Origin of the sequence: Pseudomonas phenolilytica (assembly GCF_021432765.1) — a bacterium.
GTDB classification, from domain to species: Bacteria; Pseudomonadota; Gammaproteobacteria; order Pseudomonadales; family Pseudomonadaceae; genus Stutzerimonas; species Stutzerimonas phenolilytica.
Genome location: NZ_CP058908.1, coordinates 1037076 through 1053733, shown reverse-complemented (window position 1 = coordinate 1053733; position 16658 = coordinate 1037076). Strand labels below are relative to the sequence as shown.

General features: G+C 66.4%; 15 protein-coding genes. All 15 read left to right on the top strand.

The features are described 5' to 3' along the window. The first annotated feature begins 35 nt into the window (after window positions 1-35). The 15 genes from HU825_RS05050 to dmpH all read left to right on the top strand — a co-directional run bounded on the left by HU825_RS05050 (window position 36) and on the right by dmpH (window position 16656). Entirely contained in the window at window positions 36-1184 is a 1149-nt protein-coding gene (locus HU825_RS05050; protein WP_234303045.1) for a WD40/YVTN/BNR-like repeat-containing protein, read from the top strand. After that, the gene (locus tag HU825_RS05045; RefSeq protein ID WP_043294938.1) at window positions 1184-3616 is read left to right on the top strand and encodes an efflux RND transporter permease subunit; all 2433 of its coding nucleotides are present in this window, start codon (window positions 1184-1186) and stop codon (window positions 3614-3616) included. The genes HU825_RS05050 and HU825_RS05045 overlap by 1 nt, the downstream gene beginning before the upstream one ends. A gap of 23 nt (window positions 3617-3639) precedes the next feature. Continuing rightward, window positions 3640-5097 (top strand): methyl-accepting chemotaxis protein, encoded by a 1458-nt coding sequence (locus tag HU825_RS05040; RefSeq protein WP_234303044.1) that lies wholly within the window; start codon window positions 3640-3642, stop codon window positions 5095-5097. Between the two features lie 124 nt (window positions 5098-5221). Next, entirely contained in the window at window positions 5222-6886 is a 1665-nt protein-coding gene (locus HU825_RS05035) for a sigma-54-dependent Fis family transcriptional regulator (protein ID WP_043294940.1), read from the top strand. A 417-nt stretch (window positions 6887-7303) separates the two neighbouring features. Beyond that, a complete protein-coding gene (locus HU825_RS05030) occupies window positions 7304-8233 on the top strand; it encodes a catechol 2,3-dioxygenase (protein WP_167133756.1) in 930 nt (309 codons plus the stop codon). A gap of 10 nt (window positions 8234-8243) precedes the next feature. Further along, complete coding sequence (locus HU825_RS05025) at window positions 8244-8537, top strand: phenol hydroxylase subunit (RefSeq protein WP_167133759.1); 294 nt, start codon at window positions 8244-8246, stop codon at window positions 8535-8537. Between the two features lie 45 nt (window positions 8538-8582). Beyond that, entirely contained in the window at window positions 8583-9575 is a 993-nt protein-coding gene (locus HU825_RS05020) for an aromatic/alkene monooxygenase hydroxylase subunit beta (RefSeq protein WP_234303043.1), read from the top strand. An 11-nt stretch (window positions 9576-9586) separates the two neighbouring features. Next, on the top strand, window positions 9587-9856 hold the full coding sequence (locus tag HU825_RS05015) for an MmoB/DmpM family protein (protein ID WP_003288492.1): 270 nt from the start codon (window positions 9587-9589) through the stop codon (window positions 9854-9856). Window positions 9857-9870: 14 nt separating this feature from the next. After that, a complete protein-coding gene (locus tag HU825_RS05010) occupies window positions 9871-11394 on the top strand; it encodes a YHS domain-containing protein (RefSeq protein WP_234303042.1) in 1524 nt (507 codons plus the stop codon). A gap of 88 nt (window positions 11395-11482) precedes the next feature. Then, complete coding sequence (locus tag HU825_RS05005; protein ID WP_043294946.1) at window positions 11483-11839, top strand: phenol hydroxylase subunit P4; 357 nt, start codon at window positions 11483-11485, stop codon at window positions 11837-11839. A gap of 16 nt (window positions 11840-11855) precedes the next feature. Beyond that, window positions 11856-12914 carry an NADH:ubiquinone reductase (Na(+)-transporting) subunit F gene (locus HU825_RS05000; RefSeq protein ID WP_234303041.1) on the top strand — a complete coding sequence of 353 codons (1059 nt, stop codon included), beginning with the start codon at window positions 11856-11858 and terminating at the stop codon, window positions 12912-12914. A gap of 14 nt (window positions 12915-12928) precedes the next feature. Further along, entirely contained in the window at window positions 12929-13342 is a 414-nt protein-coding gene (locus HU825_RS04995; protein WP_234303040.1) for a GFA family protein, read from the top strand. 186 nt (window positions 13343-13528) lie between these two features. After that, window positions 13529-14989 carry a 2-hydroxymuconic semialdehyde dehydrogenase gene (locus tag HU825_RS04990; RefSeq protein ID WP_043295106.1) on the top strand — a complete coding sequence of 487 codons (1461 nt, stop codon included), beginning with the start codon at window positions 13529-13531 and terminating at the stop codon, window positions 14987-14989. Between the two features lie 69 nt (window positions 14990-15058). Further along, window positions 15059-15856 (top strand): 2-oxopent-4-enoate hydratase, encoded by a 798-nt coding sequence (dmpE, locus tag HU825_RS04985; RefSeq protein ID WP_003288484.1) that lies wholly within the window; start codon window positions 15059-15061, stop codon window positions 15854-15856. After that, complete coding sequence (dmpH, locus tag HU825_RS04980) at window positions 15853-16656, top strand: 2-oxo-3-hexenedioate decarboxylase (protein WP_234303039.1); 804 nt, start codon at window positions 15853-15855, stop codon at window positions 16654-16656. The genes dmpE and dmpH overlap by 4 nt, the downstream gene beginning before the upstream one ends. Window positions 16657-16658 lie beyond the last annotated feature (2 nt).

Below are 16658 nucleotides of genomic sequence, written 5' to 3'. Positions count from 1 at the left end.
GCCCCGCTTGGCGGCGCAGCGGAGGCGGGAGTCGGATGCGAGTACGTACCATGCACGCGCTGATTCCGCTCCACCGGCGCACGGCCCTGGCCGCTGCCCTGTTCTCCCTGACCTGCCTGGCAGGCCTCTCCCACGCGGCCGGCGGGCAGACCGTTCCCGACCTGCTCGACCTCCCGGCGCGGGAAAGCGCGCGTGCCCAGCACAGCCTGCAACTGGCGGTCAGCCGTGCCGGCGAACGCCTGGTGGCGGTGGGCGAACGCGGCATCGTGCTGCTCTCCGACGATGCCGGACGCAGCTGGCGCCAGGCGCGCAGCGTGCCGGTAAGCGTGGCGCTGACCGACGTGCATTTCGCCTCCGCCAGTCACGGCTGGGCGGTCGGCCACAGCGGCGTGGTGCTGCACAGCAGCGACGGCGGCGAAAGCTGGACGCGCCAGCTCGACGGCAAGCAGGCGGCGCTGATCATCCGCGACGACGCCAAGCGGCGTGCCGACGCCGGCGAGGAGGGCGCCGCGGCGGCGCTGCGCAGTGCGGAATTTCTCGTGACCGATGGCCCGGACAAACCCTTCCTCGGCGTGCGCTTTGCCGACGAACAGCGCGGCTACGCGGTCGGCGCCTACGGCATCGCGCTGTACACCACCGACGGCGGACAGCACTGGCAGTCGCTGGTCGGGCAGATTCCCAACCCGCGCGGTAAGCACCTGTATCAGGTGCAGATTGCCGGTGACGCGCTGCTGATCGCCGGCGAGCAGGGCGCACTGTTCCGCTCGGTGGATGCCGGCGCGCACTTTGCCGCGGTGCAGACGCCCTACGCCGGCACCTTCTTCGGCGCGCTCGAACTGGGCGGCGATGCCCTGCTGGCCTACGGCCTGCGCGGCAACGCCTGGCGCAGCGCCGACGGCGGCGCCAGCTGGCAACGCGTCGAGCTGGGCCAGGAGAACACCGTGAATGCCGCGCTGAGCCTGGGCGACGGTGCGCTGCTGCTGGCCGACGAAAGCGGCCGCCTGCTGCACAGCGTCGACGGCGGACAGAGCTTCACCACCCTGCCGGCCGCCGCCGCAACCAGCATCACCAGCCTGCTGCAGACCCACGATGGCGCGCTGGTGCTGGCCGGCACGCGCGGGCTGGTCCGCGTCGAACCCGCCGCGCTGGCCGAACCCACTGCACTTGCAGAGAGAGTCCAATGATGAGCCACATGCCGTCCGTACCCACCGACCTGGTCATCGGTGACATCAAGGACTTCGACCGCCAGTCCGGCACCCTCGCCGAGCGCGTGCTGTTCAACAACCGTCTGGTCATCGTCTGCCTGTGCCTGTTCGTCACCCTGGTGCTCGGCTATCAGGCGCTCGGCCTGTCGCTCAACGCGGCGTTCGAGAAGATGATTCCAACCAGCCATCCGTACATCGCCAACTTCCTGGAGAACCGCAAGCAGCTGGCCGGCATGGGCAACACGCTGCGCATCGCGGTGGAGGCGAAAGACGGCAGCATCTTCGATGACGAGTACCTGGACACCGTGCGCAAGCTCAGCGACGAAGTGTTTCTGCTGCCTGGCGTCGACCGCCCGTACATGAAATCGCTGTGGGCGCCGGCGGTGCGCTGGACCGGCGTCACCGAGGACGGCCTCGACGGCGGCCCGGTGATTCCCGACGATTACGACGGCTCGCCGGCAAGCCTCGAACAGGTGCGCATCAACGTTGAGCGTTCCGGCGAGATCGGCCAGCTGGTGGCGGCCAACTACCAGTCCAGCATCATCCTGGTGCCGCTGCAGGAGCGCATCGCCGAGACCGGCGAGCGCATCGATTACCACGCGCTGTCGCAGCGCATCGAGGAACTGCGCAACAAGTACCAGTCGGACCAGATCGCCATCCACGTCACCGGCTTCGCCAAGGTAGTCGGCGACCTGATCGACGGCCTGCGCCAGGTGCTGGTGTTCTTCGCCGCCGCTATCGTCATCTGCACCGCGGTGCTCTACTGGTACACCCGTTGCCTGCGCAGCACCCTGCTGGTGGTGGCCTGCTCGCTGGTGGCAGTGGTCTGGCTGCTCGGCCTGTTGCCGACGCTCGGCTACGAGCTGGACCCGTACTCAGTGCTGGTGCCGTTTCTGGTGTTCGCCATCGGCATGAGCCACGGCGCGCAGAAGATGAACGGCATCATGCAGGACGTCGGCCGCGGCACCCACAAGCTGGTGGCGGCGCGCTACACCTTCCGCCGCCTGTTCCTCGCCGGCCTCACCGCGCTGCTGGCCGACGCGGTGGGTTTCGCCGTGCTGATGGTGATCGACATCCAGGTCATCCAGGATCTGGCCATTACCGCCAGCATCGGCGTCGCCGTGCTGATCTTCACCAACCTGGTGCTGCTGCCGATCCTGCTGTCCTACACCGGCGTCAGCCCGGTCGCCGCCCAGCGCAGCCTCAAGGCCGAACTGACGGAGGCCAACGATCCGCAGCATCGCAAGCACCCGTTCTGGGCCTTCCTCGACCTGTTCACCCGCATGCCCTGGGCCGGTGCGGCGGTGGCGCTGGGTGTGGTGTTCGGTGCGGTCGGCCTGGCATTCAGCTTCCAGCTGAAGATCGGCGACACCGATCCCGGTGCGCCGGAGCTGCGCGCCGACTCGCGCTACAACCAGGACAACGCCTTCATGGTCGCCAACTACGCGGCGAGCAGCGACGTCTACATCGTCATGGTCAAGACCCCGCAGTACGCCTGCGCCCACTACAGCACCCTGAGTGCCGTGGATGCGCTGGAGCGCGAGCTGCAGCAGCTGCCGGGCGTGGAGACCACCAGCTCGCTGGCCGGGCTGGCCAAGGTGGCCAACGCCGGGATGAACGAAGGCAGCATGAAATGGTTCGAGATGCCGCGCTCGCAGGACATGCTCAACGCCATCATCACCCGCGCCCCGCGTGAGATGTTCAACCAGAACTGCGACCTGCTGACGGTCTATGCCTACCTCAAGGACCACAAGGCCGACACCCTGACCAGCGTGGTCAACACCGTCGAAGCCTTTGCCGCCCGTTACGGCAGCGACGAGATCCGCTTCCTCAACGCCGCCGGCAACGCCGGCATCGAGGCGGCCACCAACATCGTGGTGAAGAAGGCCAACGTGCAGATGCTGTTCCTGGTCTACGCGGCGGTGATCGTGCTGGCCTTCATCACCTTCCGTTCGTGGCGCGCGGTGGTCTGTGCCGTGGTGCCGCTGATGATCACCTCGGTGCTCTGCGAGGCGCTGATGGTCTGGCTGAACATCGGCGTCAAGGTCGCCACCCTGCCGGTGATCGCCCTCGGCGTGGGTATTGGTGTGGACTATGCGCTGTACGTGATGACCGTGACCCTGGCGCAGCTGCGCGCCGGCCGCTCGCTGTCCGAGGCCTACTACAAGGCGCTGACCTTCACCGGCAAGGTGGTGGTGCTGACCGGCATCACCCTCGGCATCGCCGTGGCCACCTGGGTCTGGTCGCCGATCAAGTTCCAGGCCGACATGGGCATCCTGCTCGCCTTCATGTTCATCTGGAACATGCTCGGCGCGCTGATCCTGCTGCCGGCGCTGGCGCACTTCCTGTTCCGTCCAATGGCCGCACCGGTGCTGCGCAGCCAGCCCCAGCCAGCCGGCGTGACGGCCTGAACCGACCCGGCCAGGAGACCCGCATGAATCGATATCCCCAGGACTGGATCGCGATGCTGGCGCTGGCCGGCGTTGCCTGCCTCGGCGGGCTCGATGCCCTGCAGCTGCGCGGGTTGTGGCTGGCGCTGCTGGTGCCGCTCGGCCTGCTGCTGCTGACCGGCGTGGCGCGTCGCGAACGGGCACTCACCGCGCGCATCGACGGCATCCGCGCGCTGCTCGACGACCCGCAGGATGCCGGCGGCGACGCCCGGCGCTCGCTCGATCTGCTGCAACAGGTGCTGCAGGGTAAGGTCGAGGCGGTCAAGCACATGAGCAAACTGGCCTGCGACCTGACCGTCGCCACCGGCACGCTGGTGTCCGGCTTCACCGAGGCGGTGGCCACCGCCGACAAGCAGTCGGCCCTGGCGCGCGATTCGCGCGGGCGCGTCGAGGACATGGCCGACCAGGCGCGTGCCACCCTGCAGCAGGCGCTGGGCCTGGCCGCAGCCAGTACCAGCGCGCGCGAGCAGGTGTCCGGCGGCGGCGCGCAGGTGCGCCAGGTGGCTGGTGCCATGCTCGACCTGTCGGCCAACGTCACCGCCGTCGGTGAGGAATTCGACGGCGTGCGCAAGCAGGTCGGGCGCATCGGCGAGATCGTCGCGATCATCCAGGGCATCGCCGGGCAGACCAACCTGCTGGCGCTCAATGCCGCCATCGAGGCGGCGCGCGCCGGCGAGCAGGGCCGCGGCTTCAGCGTGGTTGCCGACGAAGTGCGCAAGCTGGCCGAAAGCACCGGCAATGCCACGCTCAGCGTCGGCGAGATCATCTCGTTGATCGTCCAGGGTATCGACAGCCTCGACCAGCGCCTGGCCGGCGCGCGACGCGGCACAGACGAGGGGGTGGCGCGCTCCACCGCCGCGGCCGAGGTGCTCGGCGGCATTGCCGCCACCGCGCAGGACACCGTCAGTGCGGTGCAGGTCATCGCCGACAACGCCGACAGCCAGGCACGTAGCGCCGGCCAGCTGCTTGACGATTCCAGCGAGGTGGCGCAGCTCGCCGGCACGCTGGACAGCAAGGTCAACGACTGCAACAAGGGGCTGCGCGAGCTGATGCTCGGGCTGGTGGAACTCAAGAGCCTGGCCAACCGTATCGACGTCAACCGTGACGCCTACGCCAGCCTGCTCGAAGCCGTCGAGGAAACCCGCGCGCACACCATCATGGTGATCAACGCGCGCAATCGTGAGCAGATGCTGCCGCACGTGCAGCGCATCCAGCGGCTCGACGCCGAGGTCGACGGACTGCTCGCCCAGCTGCCGGCCAGTGTGCGTCGCGAAGCGCTGGCGCAACTGCGCCAGGCGCTGCTCGACTACCGTGCGCAGCGCGATCCGTTGCTGGCGGCCGCGCAGAACGGTGCGCTGGAACAGCAGCGCGAACGCAGCGTGCCGCTGGTGCGCGCCGCCTATGCCAGCGTCAAGCAGGCCTGTACGGCGCTGGGCGCCTAGACTAAAGCCCATGTGACAATCCAGGGCGGTGCGCTTACAAACGAAGGATTGGCGGTACCAGAAGCAGCATCAAACAGGAATAACAATAATCATGGGCCGATACCCGGGATGCCTTGAAAAGACCATGGCCGAGCAACCCCTGATCGAGCGCTTCAACCTAAGGTCGCGATTGCGCTTCGACATCCAGAGCGGACAGATCTGGCTCGACGAGAACCGCATGCTGCTGCTGCACGCCAAGGCGTTCGGCGCGCTGCGCCAGGAGCTGTTTGAGTCGCTCGGTCCCAAGCGCGCCCAGGGTCTGCTGTTTCGCATGGGGTTTGCCGCCGGGCAGAACGACGCCGACCTGGCGCACAAGCTCTACGGCCAGGGCGACGCCTACGACGTGTTCAAAATCGGCCCGGAGCTGCACGCCTTCGAGGGGCTGGTGCGCTCGACCATCACCGACGCGCGGATCGACTGGGAAGAAGGCACCTTCTTCGGCGATGTCAGCTGCGCCAACTCGTGGGAAGCCGAATCGCACCTGCAACTGTTCGGCGTCGGCGAGCACATGGCCTGCTGGACCATGGCCGGCTATGCGTCGGGCTACGTGTCGCGCTTCTTCAAGCGGCTGATCGTGTTCCGCGAGACCCACTGCACCTGCTGCGGCGACCCCATCTGCACCATGGTCGGCAAGCCGGCCGAAGCCTGGGGCGACGATGTCGACCTGGACTACTGCCAGGTCGACACACCGACGGCCTTCGAGGACCTCCAGCAGAACCTCTGGCAGCTGCGCAGCCGGCAGGTCGAGCTGCGCGCGCCGGGCAATCTGGTCGGCAGTTCGCCGGCCTTCAGCCGCGCCTTCGAGCTGCTCAGCAAGGCCGCCAACAGCCCGATCACCGTGCTGCTGCTGGGCGAGACCGGGGTCGGCAAGGAAGTCTTCGCCCAGTGGCTGCACGAGAACAGCGCGCGCGCGGACAAACCCTTCGTCGCGGTCAACTGCGCGGCGATTCCCAACGATCTGATCGAGGCCGAACTGTTCGGCGTGCAGAAGGGCGCCTACACCGGCGCGCAGGCCTCGCGCGCGGGACGTTTCGAGCGCGCCGACGGCGGCACGCTGTTCCTCGACGAACTCGGCGAGCTGTCACCCTCGGCGCAGGTCAAGCTGCTGCGCGTGCTGCAGACCGGCGAAGTCGAGCGACTGGGCGACGACAAGCCGCGCAAGGTCAACGTGCGGCTGGTGGCGGCGACCAACGTCGATCTGCAGCAGGCCATCGCCGAAGGACGTTTTCGCGCCGACCTGTATTACCGCCTGGCCACCTATCCGCTGGTGATCCCGCCGCTGCGCGAGCGCAAGGCGGACATCCCGGTGCTGGTCTCGGTGCTGCTGGAAAAATACTCGCCGACCTATCACAAGACCCTGCAGGGCGTCAGCGACCTGGCCATGCAGGCGCTGATGGACTACGACTGGCCGGGCAACGTGCGCGAGCTGGAGAACATCATCGAGCGCGCCGTGCTGCTGACCCCGGCGGGCGAGCAGGTCGAGGTCAAGTACCTGTTCCCGGGCATGGCGCCCGCGCCCGCGCCGGGCGCGGCGGTCGATCCCCAGGGGCATGTCGGCAACGCCCGCCAGGCCCGGCTCGACAGCCTCTACGACGACTTGCTGCAGGACGGCTTCGACCTGCAGGCGCACGAGGCGCAACTGCTGCAACTGGCGGTGCGCCGCGCCAACGGCAACCTCACCCACGCTGCGCGCCTGCTCGGCATCACCCGTCGGCAGCTGGCCTACCGAGTCAAGCAGACGCTGGGCTGAGGCCCGCGTACCTGACCAAAACGAACACCTCCCGCGGTTCTCCCTGCCGATGCGGCCAGCCAGCGGACATTTTCGTCCGCCGGCTGGCCTGCGGCATTTCAGCGCAGGCTTTTTCCTCACGCAAACCGCCGTGCGGCGGCCGATTGCCGGTGATTTCCGGCGCATTGCCGCGCGCCGTCGACCATGAACGGCCAGCAGGCTTTACGTTTTTGTAAGGCGGCGAGGGCGGTTGGACATAAACGTAAGTCCAGCGCCGCTTCGCGATGCACCTTGTTTAGCTTAAAACCTATGTAAATCAATGAATTAAAGGAGTTGGCACCGTCCCTGCACTACCTCTGCTGCAACAACAGAAAGGTCTACGGTGTGCCGCCAGGCAGACCGAAACCAAGCCTCATTAGCCAATAACGGAGACAAGAAATGGCGATGACAGGTGTGTTGAGGCCGGGCCATGCCCAGGTCCGTGTGCTCAATCTGGAAGAAGCGGTACGGTTCTACCGCGACGTCCTCGGTCTGGTGGAAACCGGCCGCGACGCGCAGGGTCGCGTCTACTTCAAATGCTGGGATGAACGCGACCACAACTCCTACGTGATCCGCGAGGCCGACAGCGCCGGTCTCGACTTCTTCGGCTTCAAGGTGCTCGACCGCGCCACCCTGGAAAAACTCGACGCCGACCTGCGCGCCTATGGCCTGCAAACCACCCGCATCCCCGCCGGCGAGATGCTGGAAACCGGCGAGCGCGTGCGCTTCGAACTGCCCTCCGGGCACCTGATGGAGCTGTATGCCGAGAAGACCATCATCGGCAACGGCGCCGGCCTGGTGAACCCGGCACCCTGGACCCAGGCCCGCGAGCACGGCATCGGTCCGGTACGTCTTGACCACGCGCTGATGTACGGGCCGAACGTCGCCGAAGTGAAGAAGATATTCACCGAAGTGCTGGGCTTCTATCTGGTCGAACGCGTGCTCGCCCCGGATGGCGAAGGCGAAGCGGCGATCTGGCTGTCCTGCTCGCACAAGGTCCACGACATCGCCTTCGCCGAATACCCCGAGCCGGGCAAGCTGCACCACTGCTCGTTCCTGATGGAGAGCTGGGAGCAGGTGTTGCGCGCCGGCGACATCATGTCGATGAACGCCGTCGAGGTGGACATCGGCCCGACCCGCCACGGCGTCACCCGCGGCTGCACCATCTATGCCTGGGACCCGTCCGGCAACCGCTTCGAGACCTTCATGGGCGGCTATCAGCCGTACCCCGACTACGAGCCGATCACCTGGACGTTCGACAACTTCGGCCAGGGGCTGGACTACCCGCAACGCAAGCTGCACGAAACCTTCCTGACCGTCGTGACGTGAGGAGCCGGCCATGAGCACGCCCGAACACGCGCTGGACATGACGCCGGCCGAGCTGGATACGCGCAAGCGCTACGTGCGCATCACCGGCAGCCGGGGCGGTGAATTCGTCGAGTTCGACTTCGCCATCGGCGAGCCGGAGCTGTTCGTCGAAATGATCCTGACCTACGAGGCCTTCATCGAGTTCTGCACCGCCAACGCGGTGGAAGTCCTGCCGCCGGAAGCCGGCGTGCTCGACGACGGCTCCGATGCCGCGCAGTGGAATTGGCGACTGGCCGATGCCACCAAGGTTCGTTTCAAGCACTAGAACAACGGCGCCCGCCAGCGGCGCGGCGCCCCAGGGAGACAGCACATGCAAATCGATCTACGCACGGTCAGCATTCAGCCACTGCGCCAGACCTTCGACCATCTGGCCCGGCGCTTCGGCGACAAGCCCGCCTCGCGCTACCAGGAAGGCAGCTACGACATCCAGGCCGCGGAAAACCTGCACTACCGGCCGACCTGGGACCCGGACCAGGAACTCTACGACCCGGCCATCAGCAAGATCGTCATGCGCGACTGGTACGCGCTGAAAGACCCGCGTCAGTTCTACTACAGCACCTACACCCTGACGCGCGCGCGCCAGCAGGAAACCACCGAGGCCAACTTCACCTTCGTCGAGTCGCGCGGGCTGGTCGAGCTGCTGCCCGAGGCGGTGCGCACCGCCGCGCTGGAGCTGCTGGTGCCGCTGCGCCACGCCGCCTGGGGCGCCAACCTGAACAACACCTTCATCTGCGGCTACGGCTACAGCGCGATCTTCACCCAGCCGTGCATCTACCACGCGATGGACAACCTGGGCACCGCCCAGTACCTGTCGCGCATTGGCTTGCTGCTGGGCGGCACCGAGGCGCTGGACGCCGGCAAGGCGGCCTGGATGCAAGGTGCGGCCTGGCAGGAACTGCGCCGCTATGTCGAAGACACCCTGGTGCTGCGCGACCCGTTCGAGTCGTTCGTGGCGCAGAACCTGGTGCTCGACGGCCTGCTTTATCCGCTGGTCTACGCGCGCATCGTCGATGAGCACTTCGCCGCCAACGGCGGTTCGGCGGTGGCCATGCTCACCCAGTTCATGAGCGACTGGTTCGAGGAGACCCGCAAGTGGGTCGATGCGGTGATCAAGACCGCTGCCGCCGAATCCGAGGCCAATCGCGAGCAGCTGCAGGCCTGGGTCGGCGTCTGGCGCGAACGCGCGGTGCCGGCGCTGCTGCCGCTGGTGCGCCAGGTCTTCGCCGAACAGGCCGAGGACATCGTCAGCGAACAACTGGACGCCTTCAAGGCGCGTCTCGACAAGACCGGCGTGGTCATCTGAGGAGCTTCGACATGTCCACCGTATTCATCGCATTGCAAGCCAACGAAGAAACCCGCCCGATCATCGAGGCCATCGAACTCGACAACCCCGAGGCGGTGGTCAACCGCGAACCGGCGATGGTCAAGATCGACGCTCCCGGCCAGCTGGTGATCAACCGCGAAACCATCGAGGAGCAGATCGGCCGCAGCTTCGACATGCAGGAGCTGAACGTCAACCTGATCACCCTGTCGGGCAACGTCTGCGAAGACGAAGACTCGCTGACCCTGACCTGGCGCTCCTGAGCGAGGACTTTCCCATGGATATGAAGACCCAGAACAAGAAACTGACCCAGAAGGAAAAATACCGCCTGCTGACCCGCGACCTGGCCTGGGAGCCGAGCTATCGCAGCAGCGCCGAGATCTTTCCGTACATCGACTACGAAGGCATCAAGATCACCGACTGGGACAAGTGGGAAGACCCGTTCCGCCTGACCATGGACGCCTACTGGAAGTACCAGGCGGAGAAGGAGCGCAAGTTCTACGCGATCATCGACGCCCATGCGCAGAACAACGGCCACCTGAACATCACCGACGCGCGCTACCTGTCGGCACTGAAGATTTTCCTGCAGGCCATCAGCCCCGGCGAATACTCGGCGCACAAGGGCTTCGCCCGTGTCGGTCGCGAGTTCCGCGGTGTTGGCACCCAGGTCGCCTGCCAGATGCAGGCCATCGACGAGATCCGCCACGCGCAGACGCAGATCCACGCGCTGTCGAACTACAACAAGTTCTACAACGGCTTCCATGCCTTCGCCGAACAGCGCGACCGCATCTGGTACACCTCGGTGGCGCGCTCGTTCTTCGACGACGCCATGTCCGCCGGGCCGTTCGAATTCATGATGGCGATCGGCTTCAGCTTCGAATACGTGCTGACCAACCTGCTGTTCGTGCCGTTCATGTCCGGCGCCGCCTACAACGGCGACATGGCCACCGTCACCTTCGGCTTCTCGGCGCAGTCCGACGAGGCGCGGCACATGACGCTGGGGCTGGAGTGCATCAAGTTCATGCTCGAACAGCACCCGGACAACCTGCCGATCGTCCAGGCCTGGATCGACAAGTGGTTCTGGCGCGGCGTGCGCGTGCTGAGCCTGGTCAGCACGATGATGGACTACATGCTGCCCAAGCGCGTGATGAGCTGGCGCGAGGCGTGGAACATCTACGGCGTGGAGAACGGCGGCGCGCTGTTCAAGGATCTGGCGCGCTACGGCATCCGTCCGCCCAAGCACTGGGACCAGGCCGAGGAGGCCATCGACCACATGTCCCACCAGCTGATGCTGGCGCTGTACCAGTGGAAGTTCGGCACCGCGTTCCACGTCTGGGTGCCGTCCGAGGAGGACATGGACTGGCTGTCGAAGAAGTACCCGACCACCTTCGACAAGTACTACCGCCCGCGCTGGGAGCACATCAAGAAGCACGAAGCCGCGACCGGTGCGCCGTTCAACAACTTCGGCCTGCCCAAGCTGTGCCAGTGCTGCCAGCTGCCGACCCTGTTCACCGAGCCGGGCGACCCGACGCTGACCTGCCACCGCGAGACCGTCTACAAGGGCGACACCTACCACTTCTGCTCCGACGGCTGTAAGGACATCTTCGACAACGAGCCGGAGAAGTACATCCAGGCCTGGCTGCCGATGCCGGGGCTGATGCAGGCGCCGCTGCATGGCGATCTGGGTGCCTGGATGGACTGGGCGTTCCTCACCGACGGCCAGGACAACGGCGATTTCGCCACCTCGCAGGATCGTGAGAATTTCGAGCGCTGGCGCGCGCAGTCCACCTCCAACCAGTGACCGACGATCCCTGCGCCTGCGGGCGCAGGAGTCAGGCGAGGCCGGTCACACCGGCTTCGTGAACAGAACAACAAGAAGGAACATCACCATGTCCGTAGTTGCCCGCAAAGAGTATGTCGGCGTCGCCCGCGACCGAATCGAGAATTTCAACGGCAAGCAGCTGGTCTTCATCAGCTGGGACCATCACCTGCTGTTCGCCGCGCCGATGATGTTCTGCGTGACGCCGCAGACCCGCCTCGGCGAACTGCTCGACCGCCACCTGCAGCCCCTGCTGCAGGCCGACCCGGACAGCGCCGCCATCGACTGGAGCAAGGCCGAATGGCTCAAGGGCAACCAGCCCTGGGTGCCGGACTTCGAGGGCAGCCTGGCCGACAACGGTATTGGCCACAAACAGCAGCTGCGCCTGCGTACACCGGGCCTGAACAGCGTCTGCGCCGTGCAGTGAACGAGGAGGGTTGAGCATGAGCTACGAACTGACCATCGAGCCGCTGGGCCAGACCATCGAGATCGAGGAAGGCCAGACCATCCTCGACGCCGCGCTACGTGCCGGTATCTACCTGCCGCATGCCTGCGGCCACGGGCTGTGCGCCACCTGCAAGGTGCAGGTGGTGGACGGCGAGATCGACCACGGCGAGGCCTCCACCTTCGCCTTGATGGACTTCGAGCGCGAGGAGCAGAAGTGCCTGGCCTGCTGCGCCACCGTCGAGAGCGACGTGGTCATCGAGGCGGAAGTCGAGGAAGACCCGGACTCGCTGAACCTGCCGGTGCGCGACTACTACGGCACCGTCAGCCGCATCGAGTCGCTGACACCGACCATCAAGGGCGTCTGGATCAAGCTCGACGATGCCGAGGGCGTGCAGTTCCAGGCCGGCCAGTACATCAACCTGATGCTGCCGGACGAGATCGGCAGCCGCGCCTTCTCCATCGCCAGCGTGCCGGGCGCCGACGAGCTGGAGCTGAATATCCGCATCGTCCCCGGCGGGCGCGGCACGATGTACGTGCACGAGCAGCTGCAGGTCGGCGAGCGCGTGCACCTGACCGGGCCGTACGGCCGCTTCTTCGTGAAGAAGTCCGCCGACCTGCCGGTGATCTTCATGGCCGGCGGCTCGGGGCTGTCCAGCCCGCGTTCGATGATCCTCGACCTGCTGGCCGAAGGCTTCACCAAGCCGATCACGCTGATCTACGGCCAGCGCAACCGCGAGGAGCTGTACTACCACGAGGAATTCCTCGCTCTGGCCATCCGTCACCCCAACTTCCACTACGTCCCGGCGCTCTCCCACGAGCCCGAAGGCAGCGCCTGGCAGGGGTTCCGCGGTTTCGTACATGACGCGGCGAAGGCGCATTTCGACAACGACTTCCGCGACCACAAGGCCTACCTCTGCGGCCCGCCGCTGATGATCGAGTCGTGCATCAGCACGCTGATGCAGGGCCGGCTGTTCGAGCGTGACATCTACACCGAGAAGTTCATCTCGGCGGCCGACGCCCAGCAGGTGCGCAGCCCGCTGTTCAAGGCGATCTGAGCGAGGAGAGGCACATGAACGAGATCAGACTCGCCGGAGGTTGCGCTTGCGGCGCGGTGCGCTACGACTGTGCGGCCGCGCCGGTCATCGTCGCCCACTGCCATTGCCGCGATTGCCAGCGCGCCAGCGGCGCCGCCATGTCCACGGTGTTCGCCGTGCCGCGCGCGGCGCTGCACAGCCGCGGGCAGACGCGCAGCTACGCCACCCGCGGCGACAGCGGCAACCCGGTGCTGCGGCACTTCTGCGGCGAGTGCGGCTCGCCGCTGTATTCCGAGGTGACGGTGCTGCCGGACCTGCAGTTCGTCCGTGCCGCCAGCCTGGATAACCCGGTGTCGGTCAGCCCGACCATGCACATCTACTGCGACAGCGCGCAGCCGTGGGGCCGCCCGCTGGACGACCTGCCGCACTTCGCCAAGATGCCCGGCTGAGGACGCCCGGTCGCTCGTCAGACGTCATGGCGAGCGGTCGCTGGCTGACCATTGCCATACCTGTGAGGTATCGATTAGCAAGTAACAAAGTATTAGCCGGTATAGAAAGCCGTCCCTAGACTCAATCGCAAAGGCCAGCCCGATCGCACCGGCTGGCCGGTCCAAGAACAACGATGCGGAGTGATCATGCGCCAGATTGAAAACTTCATTGCCGGTGAATACCGTGCGGCGGCCAGTGGCCGACGCTTCGACAAGCGCTCGCCGCTGGACAACCGCGTCATCGCCTCGGTCAGCGAGGCTGGCCGCGACGAGGTCGACGCCGCTGTGCAGGCTGCGCGTGCCGCGCTGCAGGGCGAATGGGGCGCGATGAGCACCGAGCGCCGCGTCGAGCTGCTGTACGCGGTGGCCAACGAGATCACCCGCCGTTTCGATGACTTCGTCGCGGCGGAAATGGCCGACACCGGCCAGCCCGAGCACGTCATGAAGCACGTGTTCATCCCGCGCGGCGCGGCCAACTTCAAGGTCTTCGCCGACACCATCAAGAACGTCGCCAGCGAATCCTTCCGCATGGACACGCCGGACGGCCGCGGCGCGCTGAACTACTCGATCCGCAAGCCCAAGGGCGTGATCGGTGTGGTCTGCCCGTGGAACGCGCCGTTCATGCTGATGACCTGGAAGGTCGGCCCGGCGCTGGCCTGCGGCAACACCGTGGTGGTCAAGCCCTCCGAGGAGTCGCCGCAGACCGCCGCGCTGCTCGGCGAGGTGATGAACGCCGTGGGAATTCCCAAGGGCGTGTACAACGTGGTGCACGGATTCGGCCCGGATTCGGCCGGCGAGTTCGTCACCCGCCATCCGGGCGTGGATGCCATCACCTTCACCGGCGAGACGCGCACCGGCACGGCGATCATGAAAGCCGCCGCCGAGGGCATGCGCGACGTGTCTTTCGAGCTGGGCGGCAAGAACGCCGGCATCGTCTTCGCCGACGCCGATTTCGATGCCGCGGTGGAAGGCTTCTCGCGTTCGGTGTTCCTCAACACCGGGCAGGTCTGCCTGGGCACCGAGCGCGTCTACGTCGAGCGGCCGATCTTCGAGCGCTTCGTGCAGGCACTCAAGGCCAAGGCCGAGGCGGTCAGGTACGGCCGTCCCGAGGTGCACGGCAGCAACTTCGGCCCGCTGATCAGCCTGGAGCACCAGCACAAGGTGCTGTCCTACTACCGCAAGGCCATCGAGGAGGGCGCGACCCTGGTCACCGGCGGCGGCGTGCCGGACATGCCCGGCGAGCTGGCCGAGGGTGCCTGGGTGCAGCCGACCATCTGGACCGGGCTGCCGGAAACCGCCGCCGTGGTGCGCGAGGAAATCTTCGGGCCGTGCTGCCACATCGCGCCGTTCGACAGCGAGGACGAGGTGGTGGCCAAGGCCAATGCCACCGAGTACGGCCTGTCGACCACCATCTGGACCAGCAACCTGGCGCGCGCGCATCGCGTCGCCGAGCGCGTCGATGTCGGCATCACCTGGATCAACAGCTGGTTCCTGCGCGACCTGCGCACGCCCTTCGGTGGCTCCAAGCAGTCCGGCATCGGCCGCGAGGGTGGCGTGCATTCGCTCGAGTTCTACACCGAGACCCGCAACATCTGCGTGAAGCTCTGAGAACGGCTGCGCCTTCCCCTGCGCCTGGGGGAAGGCTGTGCCTATCCGCCGCAAACCTGTGAGAACGACATGGATAACAACAAGATCGAACAATACGGCGACGAGCTTTACCAAGCCTTCGTCGCGCGCCGCCCGGTGCCACCGCTGCTGGCGCGCGAGCCGGACATCAGCATCGAAGATGCCTACCGCATCCAGCAGCGCTTCGTCGCGCGGCGCCTCGCCGCCGGCGAGCGCGTGGTCGGCAAGAAGATCGGCGCCACCAGCAAGCCGGTGCAGGAATTCCTCGGCGTCTACCAGCCGGACTTCGGCATCCTCACCAGCGGCATGGTGTTTCAGGAAGGCGACACCATCGACCTCGGCCAGATGATCCAGCCCAAGGCCGAGGCCGAGCTGGCCTTCGTCCTCAAGCACGACCTGCAGGGCCCCGGCATCACCGCGATGGACGTGATCCGCGCCACCGACTACGTGCTGCCGTGCTTCGAGATCGTCGATTCACGCATCGAGAACTGGCAGATCAAGATCCAGGACACCGTGGCGGACAACGCCTCCTGCGGCGTGTACGTGCTGGGCAAGACCAAGGGCGACCCGCGCAAGCTGGACATCACCCTGGCCGGCATGGTGCTGGAAAAGAACGGCGAGCTGTTCTCCACCGGCGTCGGCGCCGCCGTGCAGGGTTCGCCGGCCAACGCCGTGGCCTGGCTGGCCAACACCCTCGGCGAGCTGGGCATTCCGTTCAAGGCCGGCGAGGTGATCCTCTCCGGTTCGCAGTCGGCGCTGGTGCCGGTGGTCGATGGCGACGAGCTGGTATGCACGGTGGGTGGCCTGGGCAGTTGCCGGGTGAAGTTTTCCGGGAGGAGCGCGGCATGAGCATGAATCTGACACTTTCGCGGGAAGACGTGGTGCGCCTGTGCGAGCGCGTCGAAGGCGCGCAGACCCGCGCCTACGCGATCCCCAAGCTGACCAACGAATACCCGGACATGACCATCGCCGATGGTTACGCCGTGCAGAACGAACTGCGCAAGCGCTTCATCGCCCAGGGCCACAAGCTGATCGGCTGGAAGGCCGGCCTGACCTCCAAGGCCAAGATGCAGCAGATGGGTGTCGATGTGCCGTCGATCGGCTTTCTCACCGACCGCATGGCGCGCCCGGAGAACTCGGCCATCTCCACCGCTGACCTGGTGCATCCGCGCGTCGAGTGCGAAGTCGCCTTCGTCATGAAGCAGGAACTGCGCGGCCCCGGCTGCACCGCCAGTGATGTGCTGGCGGCCACCGACTACGTGCTGCCGGCGGTGGAGATCATCGATTCGCGCTTCTCCGGCTTCAAGTTCGACCTCGCCAGCGTGGTCGCCGACAACGCCTCGTCGGCGCGCTTCGTCGGCGGCGGCCGCCCGCGTTACGTCGAGGAGCTGGACCTGCGCACCCTCGGCGTGGTGATCGAGATCAACGGCGAAATCGTCGCCACCGGCGCCTCGGCGGCGGTCATGGGGCATCCGGCCGAGGCCATCGCGATGGTCGTCAACATCCTCGCCGAACTGGACGAGAGCCTGCCGGCCGGCAGCTTCGTGATGAGCGGCGGAATCACCGAAGCCGTGGCGGTGAAGCCCGGCGATAACGTGGTCGCGCGCTTCCAGGACCTGGGCAGCGTCTCGATGCGCTTCGTCGACTAACC

Coding starts and splice junctions, on each gene's coding strand:
- HU825_RS05015 (WP_003288492.1), top strand. CDS start 9,587: ATGTCCACCGTATTCATCGCATTGCAAGCCAACGAAGAAACCCGCCCG.
- HU825_RS05010 (WP_234303042.1), top strand. CDS start 9,871: ATGGATATGAAGACCCAGAACAAGAAACTGACCCAGAAGGAAAAATAC.
- HU825_RS05020 (WP_234303043.1), top strand. CDS start 8,583: ATGCAAATCGATCTACGCACGGTCAGCATTCAGCCACTGCGCCAGACC.
- HU825_RS05025 (WP_167133759.1), top strand. CDS start 8,244: ATGAGCACGCCCGAACACGCGCTGGACATGACGCCGGCCGAGCTGGAT.
- dmpH (WP_234303039.1), top strand. CDS start 15,853: ATGAGCATGAATCTGACACTTTCGCGGGAAGACGTGGTGCGCCTGTGC.
- HU825_RS05035 (WP_043294940.1), top strand. CDS start 5,222: ATGGCCGAGCAACCCCTGATCGAGCGCTTCAACCTAAGGTCGCGATTG.
- HU825_RS05030 (WP_167133756.1), top strand. CDS start 7,304: ATGGCGATGACAGGTGTGTTGAGGCCGGGCCATGCCCAGGTCCGTGTG.
- HU825_RS05040 (WP_234303044.1), top strand. CDS start 3,640: ATGAATCGATATCCCCAGGACTGGATCGCGATGCTGGCGCTGGCCGGC.
- HU825_RS04995 (WP_234303040.1), top strand. CDS start 12,929: ATGAACGAGATCAGACTCGCCGGAGGTTGCGCTTGCGGCGCGGTGCGC.
- dmpE (WP_003288484.1), top strand. CDS start 15,059: ATGGATAACAACAAGATCGAACAATACGGCGACGAGCTTTACCAAGCC.
- HU825_RS04990 (WP_043295106.1), top strand. CDS start 13,529: ATGCGCCAGATTGAAAACTTCATTGCCGGTGAATACCGTGCGGCGGCC.
- HU825_RS05000 (WP_234303041.1), top strand. CDS start 11,856: ATGAGCTACGAACTGACCATCGAGCCGCTGGGCCAGACCATCGAGATC.
- HU825_RS05005 (WP_043294946.1), top strand. CDS start 11,483: ATGTCCGTAGTTGCCCGCAAAGAGTATGTCGGCGTCGCCCGCGACCGA.
- HU825_RS05045 (WP_043294938.1), top strand. CDS start 1,184: ATGAGCCACATGCCGTCCGTACCCACCGACCTGGTCATCGGTGACATC.
- HU825_RS05050 (WP_234303045.1), top strand. CDS start 36: ATGCGAGTACGTACCATGCACGCGCTGATTCCGCTCCACCGGCGCACG.